This is a genomic window from Acinetobacter sp. 24-47-66, from assembly GCF_056779755.1.
Genome location: NZ_JBWYIL010000007.1, coordinates 162,454 through 168,731, shown reverse-complemented (window position 1 = coordinate 168,731; position 6,278 = coordinate 162,454). Strand labels below are relative to the sequence as shown.

The following is a 6,278-nucleotide window of genomic DNA, read 5'->3' as shown; positions in this document are numbered from 1 at the left end:
CTTTAGCTTCTTTAGCTTCTTTAGCTTCTTTAGCTTCTTTAGCTTCTTTAGCTTCTTTAGCTTCTTTAGCTTCTTTAGCTTCTTTAGCTTCAGTGTTCGCGACCTGTTCTTGAGATGCAACCGCATCCATCATTTTTTCATCAGCTTCTTGTGCAAATACGCTGGTGTTCATTAGTACATTTAACACAACGATTGAAGCGAAGGATTTGCTTGTAGTTATGTCTTTCATATTTTTAAGAAACAAAGTCATACCCCATCTGCTCAATATTTTCATTTTGGCAAATCATAGCATTAATAAAAGATTAGAGCTGAATAACGAGATTTAATTCATTCGACCTGTATGCATATAAACGTTTAAATCCACCATAAACTAAACCCGAGTTCTACATCCTGTAAAACTCGGGTCGATGAGGTTGTGCTTTTCAAAAATCATATTATTGTTTTATTGGCTTTCCTTTCCTACATCATCTCCATGATGATTTTCCGTCGGCGTCGTCTTCCATATTGGGATCATTCCATTCCCACTCCCTGTGCCGATAAGCTTAGATTACGCTTAAGCTCGCTTCGTGACTATGGGTCAACAGACACATTCATTGTAAGCAATTTCTTACACGCATCCATTCACACTTGTTTGCCATCTTTATAATCTTGCGCAATTTCATCTGTCACTTGTTTCTCTTCTTTCTCAGCTTTCGCAATACCTTCTTGAATCGCCTCCTGAGCCTCTTGCTCATCAGCATCCGTCTGTTCTAATTCTTGCTGTACTTGCTCAAATTGTCGTCCAGTTTGTAAAACAACGTACACAGGAAAGTGATCCGAACCAATATGCGGTAATCGCTCCATTTTCACCAAAGCAAAATCAGTGCTGTGGAATACATGATCGAGTGACCATCGTAATAGCGGATAGTCAGCATGGAAGGTATTGACATAATGACGTCCAACACGCGGATCTAATAAACCACTGATACGTTGAAATAGTCGTGTGGTACGAGACCATGCCACATCGTTTAGATCTCCCATGACAATGCAACTTTCATCTAAGTCTTTAATTTGATCACCCACAATCAACAATTCAGCATCACGTAATGTAGAGTCTTTGGCTTCAGTTGGACTCGGCGGTTTGGGATGTAAACAATATAATTGAACTGGCTGTCCAGAACGTAATTTCACTGTGGTATGAATAGAAGGAATCTCATTACTCAGTATGAATTTGACTTCGGTATCACTCAATTCCAACTTACTGTAGAGATGCATTCCATAGAGATTATCTAAAGGTACTGGAACACGATAAGGATAATCCGCTTCGATGACTGAAAGTTCATTCTGCCAGGTTTGGTCTGTTTCAAGCGTCAATACGATATCGGGTTGATGCTGATGAATCTGTTCAATCAAACGATGATATTCTGTATTTGGTGTTAAAACATTCGACACAATTAAAGAGATTTGCTTTGATGGATCAAGTTGATCTGGTTGGACCTGTTTCACCTGTTTTTTCCAAATTAAGGTATAAGGCAAAACCATCTTCAATTGATATGCTAATGCAGCAATTAATCCAACAAATATGACTTGGCGTCTTAAATCCCATTCCCCATCCCAAATCAACAGGAGGATAAATGCGATAAAGCCTAGGGCTAAAATTTGTAGTCTTGGAAAATCGGCACCTCGAAACCACCACTCATCACGCGGAATCAAAGACCAAAAACTTAACCAAATCACAACAACAGCCAGTATCTCAATCCATAGCATAGCGCTTCTCTTTATATATTCTTAATTTTTCGATGATTCATAAATTTATATTAGTTTTGCATGTAACATAAACAAGATATATTGCACAATATATTTGCTGTTTTGATTGTGTACCACTTGCAGTTATACACTCTTTTGATACACTCGAACCCCCTTTTTTATTTTAACGCACCGAGGCAAAGTGACATGAAAGTAGGTCTGGTCGGTTGGCGCGGGATGGTTGGTTCCGTCCTTATGCAACGTATGGTTGAAGAGAATGATTTCGCTCATTTTGAGCCATTCTACTTCTCTACCAGTAATGCAGGTGGTGAAGCCCCTGCGTTTGGTGGTAAAACTGCCCCAGCACTTATGGATGCGACAGACATTAATAGTCTGAAGCAAATGGATGTCATTATTACCTGTCAAGGTGGTGATTATACCACTGAAGTTTTCCCTAAGTTGAAAGCTGATGGTTGGAATGGTTACTGGATTGATGCTGCATCTACATTGCGTATGGACGATGAAGCAATCATCGTATTAGATCCAGTCAACATGAATGTGATCAAAGACGGTTTGGTAAAAGGTACGAAAACATTTGTAGGCGGTAACTGTACTGTTTCATTGATGTTAATGGGTCTTGGTGGTCTGTTCCAAAACAATCTTGTTGAATGGGCGACTTCAATGACTTACCAAGCTGCTTCTGGTGCGGGTGCGCAAAACATGCGTGAACTCATCACAGGTATGGGCTATTTGTACAACAATACAAAAGATCTATTAGACGATCCACGTTCTCCAATTTTAGATATCGACTCTAAAATTGCTGAATTACAGCGTGGTGAAGGATTCCCTTCAGCAAACTTCGGTGTACCTTTAGCAGGTTCTTTAATTCCTTATATCGACAAACAGCTTGAAAGCGGTCAATCGAAAGAGGAATGGAAAGGTCAAGTTGAAACCAATAAGATTCTTGGTAATTCACAAATTGTACCTATTGATGGTCACTGTGTACGTATTGGTGCAATGCGCTGTCACTCACAAGCATTGACTTTAAAACTTCGTAAAGATGTTCCTTTAAATGAAATTGAAGACATCATTGCAAGTGCAAATGACTGGTCTAAAGTTGTGCCGAACACACGTGAAGCATCAATGACTGATCTTACACCTGTTGCAGTAACAGGCACGCTTACTGTTCCAGTAGGTCGTTTACGTAAACTTAATATGGGTAAAGAGTATTTAGGCGCGTTCACTGTTGGTGACCAATTACTTTGGGGTGCTGCTGAACCTTTACGCCGTATGCTACGCATCTTGATTGACTATAAAAATGCTTAATTTTTAATAGTTACTTCAATAAAAAGCCGGTCTGATTAGATCGGCTTTTTTTATGCAATTTGAATTGATTAGAGCTTGGAGTGCTATTTGAAAGGAAATATTATGACATCGATACAAAAAACAGTTAAATTACAATCTCATCACTTCTTATTTCGAACATCTTGATCGATACATAATGATGAACTGAGAATATAAAAAATCGAGATTAAAAACAGTCCAATATTTCGAGCACTCAGGTATTAGATTTGCAATAAATTCATTGAATTCAATGAAGGGGAAAAATTATGTTGTATGTCATTCCATTTGTCGTCTTGCTGTTAATCGCACTGGTGCTCAAAAAACGTGAGGATAAACAAAAAAATGGTGACACAGGATCAACAAAATCTAAAAAAAATGTGAGTGTAAAACGCGCTAAGAAAAGCCCCAAAACTCGTTCCACCCCACAACAAGCCTATTCACAGCATGGTCATGGCGCACCACAAGACTTAAGTGCCGAACCAGTGGCTGATGAACTTAAAGCCAGTATTGAATACTTAATTCAATCAGAAAGCTATATGTCAGCCGAAGCAAAAATCAATCAAGCATTGAATCGCGATCCTAGACAACATGAGCTTTACTCGTATTTGATTGATATTCACATCTTACAGAATGATGAATTTGCTTTAAAACAATTGAGTAATTATTTACGCTCCACTGGATTACATTACATTGCGGATGAAGCTGAAGACAAACTTAAAGCTGCAAAAGAAGCGGAACAGAATAAAGAAATTGCGAAAGAATCACGGGATATATCGAACACCGAGAATCAGCCTCGTCATGCTGCACAGTTTCATAGCACCAGTTTTATAACTGAAATCCCTGCAGTGCAATCAGAACAAGCCTTTGATCATCTCATCAAATCACAGGATGAACAACATAGCACTCAGGAAAGCACACCCACTGAAACAAATGAGACCACAGAGCAATCTTCTCTTCCTTCTCAAAGCTCAACATTTGTGTTTGAAACAGAACAATACCCACATCCCTTACAAGCCAAAGAGAAGAAAAGCACTCCTGAGGAAGAAACTGAGCATGTCTCTGCTGAACCTACTGCTCATTTTGTATTTAGCTCAGAACAGCTGGATTTAGCAGAAGAGTTTACGCTCAATAAAACCAATGAAGAAATCATTGACCAGCTCCCTTCTGATCAGGCTGAAAATCAGCAGGCAACTGAACAACAGACTCCATCGCAAAACGAGCATTTTGAACTCGATTTTTTTATGGAAGATACACCGCAACCAACCTCACAACACCCATTCGAGCAAGATGATGAGAAGACTCCTGCATCAAAAGAGCAAACACCTTTAGAATTTATAACGACAGATTTAACTTTCGAGCCAAATGCTCAAACACAGACTGAATCTGAAACAACCAATCAATCGACTGAAGATCGCGCACCCTTAGAGTTTGATTTAGATTTCTCCAGTTTTCAGTCTGAAAATAAATCACAAACAGCATCAGTGCACTCAACTGATGCTGAGAACCTTGCTTCAGAAAATGAGTCCATCCAAAATCTCGACTTCACACTTGATTTAAGTCAAGAATGGGTTGAAAAAACAGATCTCTCTCATTCAGCACTGAGCTCTTCTCCATTAGAAAAAAATCCACAAGAACTGAATATTGAAATAGATCCATTGGAATTTAGCTTTTCAGATCAGTCGGAACAGCCTCATTCTCAAACAACATCTAAGGATGAACTCACTTTTGATCTTTCAGATGATTTTAACTTTGATGCTGAAATATCTAGCTCAGCAAAAGTTCCAGAACAAAGCGTGAATGATCAAAATTTAGATTTTGTAACTTTCGACTTTGAGGAAAATCTTGATTCAAAATCTACAATAGAAAGCTCAATTGAACCGATAAACGAGTTTAATTTTGACCTCAATTCATCAGATGAAAATGTAGAAGTGCAACAGAATCATTCGCATGAAACATCTGCGATAAAAATGAATCCGAATCGTCCTGATGATCCTCTTGTACAACGTTTTCCTGAATTACTCAACGTTGATGAAATTCAACTTAACTTAGATTTAGCGGATCAATACATTAAATTTGGCGCGTTTGATGAAGCAGAAAAATTAATTACGGAATATGAATCGCATTACAATGATGAACAAAAAATGCGTGCAGCAAAACTCCGAGAGAGCATGGAATCTGATTCCAATTAATCTTAATATGAAGCAGTCTAATTAGGCTGCTTTTTTATGAGTTCAAAAATAGCTTTAATCTATATGGGTGGTACATTTGGTTGCGTTGGTGAACCTTTAGCGCCTATGCCTGCTGCCGATTTTTTTCCGCAATTAAAAGAAATTTTGCCCGTTCAAAATCAAATCGAGCTTGTCCAGGCTCATGAGATTAAAGACAGTAGTGCATGTATGGCGCGTGATTGGTTGCTGTTAATCCAACAAATTCAACAATTACAAGCTAAACAATTTCAAAATTTTATTGTCATTCATGGTACCGATACCATGAGTTATGCTGCGGCTATTCTTTCTCGATTTCTCCATGATACGTGTCGAGTCATTATCACAGGTAGCCAATTTCCTCTGCTCAATCATGCAGCGACATCTTTGCATCCATCGAGCGATGCTTTAGATAATCTGAATCATGCCATCCAATATATGGAAAATGTGTCTGATGGTGTTTACTTATGCTTTAACCATCAAATTTTTCATGCCAGAACTGCAGTCAAGACTCATCGCACGGCACTAAATGCATTTTGTGGTGAAGCATTTACAAATGTCATCAAGCCCATATCAAGTTCTTTTGTCGACATTACTGAGCAACATATTGAACGCTCGACACAACTCAATATTGCGAATCTGAGTCTTCGCCCCATTGAAATCAAATTATTCAATCAGCATTTAACGCGTTTTATCGACAACTCGCCTCATGTACTCATACTTCAAGCATATGGAACCGGTAATTTAGCAATTAATGCGGATACCACAGATATTTTGAAGCAGCTTCGTGCCTTAGGCTGCCATATTGTATTAAGTAGTCAGGTCATGTTTGGAGAATTAGATCAACGCTATGCAATTAGCAGTTGGATTAAAGCATCTGATATTTTGATCGACGATACACTCAGTGATGCCGATCTTTATGCCAAAATTCTAAAAATGTATTTACAATACCCCTCCACAGATCAATGGTTACAGCATTGGTATGATTCATCAAATTAGAGGTTC

At 38.5% G+C, this 6,278-nt stretch carries 5 protein-coding genes; 3 read left to right on the top strand and 2 right to left on the bottom strand.

From position 1 onward, the window contains the following. Both AC1M84_RS08790 and AC1M84_RS08785 read right to left on the bottom strand, forming a co-directional pair. Positions 1-250: hypothetical protein (locus AC1M84_RS08790; RefSeq protein ID WP_481587328.1), on the bottom strand; the 250-nt coding region annotated here is incomplete at its 3' end. 371 nt (positions 251-621) lie between these two features. After that, positions 622-1,746: an endonuclease/exonuclease/phosphatase family protein gene (locus AC1M84_RS08785; protein ID WP_035264120.1), complete on the bottom strand. Its 1,125-nt coding sequence runs from the start codon at positions 1,744-1,746 to the stop codon at positions 622-624. Between the two features lie 186 nt (positions 1,747-1,932). Between AC1M84_RS08785 and asd the strand changes: the two genes are divergently transcribed. The 3 genes from asd (at position 1,933) to AC1M84_RS08770 (ending at position 6,272) form a co-directional block, all read left to right on the top strand. Continuing rightward, on the top strand, positions 1,933-3,051 hold the full coding sequence (gene asd, locus AC1M84_RS08780; protein WP_035264122.1) for an aspartate-semialdehyde dehydrogenase: 1,119 nt from the start codon (positions 1,933-1,935) through the stop codon (positions 3,049-3,051). A gap of 284 nt (positions 3,052-3,335) precedes the next feature. Continuing rightward, on the top strand, positions 3,336-5,258 hold the full coding sequence (locus tag AC1M84_RS08775; RefSeq protein ID WP_481594849.1) for a hypothetical protein: 1,923 nt from the start codon (positions 3,336-3,338) through the stop codon (positions 5,256-5,258). Positions 5,259-5,294: 36 nt separating this feature from the next. Next, entirely contained in the window at positions 5,295-6,272 is a 978-nt protein-coding gene (locus AC1M84_RS08770; protein ID WP_481588650.1) for an asparaginase domain-containing protein, read from the top strand. The last annotated feature ends 6 nt before the right edge of the window (positions 6,273-6,278 follow it).

Bases quoted from the DNA above. Each gene is read 5' to 3' on its own strand.
- AC1M84_RS08785 (WP_035264120.1), bottom strand. From the start codon at position 1,746: ATGCTATGGATTGAGATACTGGCTGTTGTTGTGATTTGGTTAAGTTTT.
- asd (WP_035264122.1), top strand. From the start codon at position 1,933: ATGAAAGTAGGTCTGGTCGGTTGGCGCGGGATGGTTGGTTCCGTCCTT.
- AC1M84_RS08775 (WP_481594849.1), top strand. From the start codon at position 3,336: ATGTTGTATGTCATTCCATTTGTCGTCTTGCTGTTAATCGCACTGGTG.
- AC1M84_RS08770 (WP_481588650.1), top strand. From the start codon at position 5,295: ATGAGTTCAAAAATAGCTTTAATCTATATGGGTGGTACATTTGGTTGC.